We start from the raw sequence: 1225 nt of genomic DNA on the forward strand, positions 1-1225 counted from the left end.
AGCTGAAGTACATGAAGGCCCCCTTCCTTGCGCCTGGCGCAAGGAAGGGGGCCTTCATGTACTTCAGGCGGCGGTCGTGAGGTGAAAGTCGGGTCGAGGCCTGGCAGCGGCCACCCGGTGTGCGGAGGTGAGGTCGGCGAGGACGCGGTCAGGGTCGTCTCGCAACTGGGAAGGCAGGGTTTGCACGATGACGAGACCTGCTGCGGCGTACCGCGTGTTGCGGGCAAGGGTTCGTGCGTAGTCCGACTTGCGGAAATGGAAATCGAAAGAGTCGACTTCCCAGACGAGACCCACGTCTTCCCACAAAGCGTCGGGACGTCCGATGTAGTGCCCCTCCCGGTCGTAGATCGCGGCGTTCCAATGGCTCGGTGGCGAGGGCATGCGTTGGCTGAGCATTTTGGCGCGCGACTCCGCCATGGAACGTAGGTCCACCCAGCTGGTCAGCAGACGTCTCGGTACCGCGGTTCCTCGTTGGGTGCCGTGATCGAGTTCGCGAAGCAGGGCCTTCGGATGACAGCCGCCCTTCTGGACCGCTTCGATCAAGATCGCCTCGACCTGCTCGGCGTTCCCGAGCCGGCGCACCGTGTCCGTCGTGGCTCGGATCAACGGTGCCAAGGGAACTCCGTCCCGGACGATCGACGGCGGCAAGCGGGTCGTCCGTTCCATCGTCGCGAAGCCGGTACTGCGGACCTTCCGTTCATGCGGGATGAGTAGATGCAGTCCCATCTCCGACGGCATCGCGGCCGGGCGCAGGCCGTGCCGCACGCAGGCTTCGGTGCCGGTGACCACCGCGTCCGCTCCGCCGTGCAGTAGGCCGGCCGTCACGAGTTGTTCGGCCGTCGGTTCGTTGCTGTGCAACAGGATTATGCCCGGCAGCAGGCGTTGCCAAGGGCCGCCGGGCAGGCAACGGGTGTAAATCGTCCGGCTGCTCATTTCCAGGCTTTCCAGGTCAGAAGCTCGGACGACGCCGTTGCGACTCCGCTCTTGCAGCAGTTCGGGATGCTGAGCCCATCTCCCCCGCTTGGTCATGATGATCAGCGTGGGGTGTGGACCGTCTGCCCACCAGAGCTGATTTGTCGACCTGTGGATAACTGCCCTGTTGTGGATAACTCAGCCCCAAGTACATGAAGGCCCCCTTCCTTGCGCTAGGCGCAAGGAAGGGGGCCTTCATGTACTTGGGTCGCAGGAGGATTAGACGCGCTTGAAGAGCAGGGCGCGTTTGACT

At 63.8% G+C, this 1225-nt stretch carries 1 protein-coding gene; it reads right to left on the minus strand.

Going from position 1 to position 1225, the window contains the following annotated elements:
- Positions 1-63: 63 nt before the first annotated feature.
- The gene (locus tag AB0M65_RS40860) at positions 64-1029 is read right to left on the minus strand and encodes a hypothetical protein (protein ID WP_364041070.1); all 966 of its coding nucleotides are present in this window, start codon (positions 1027-1029) and stop codon (positions 64-66) included.
- Between the last annotated feature and the right edge of the window lie 196 nt (positions 1030-1225).

It is taken from the genome of Amycolatopsis sp. NPDC051071 (genome assembly GCF_040682875.1).
Lineage (GTDB): Bacteria > Actinomycetota > Actinomycetes > Mycobacteriales > Pseudonocardiaceae > Amycolatopsis.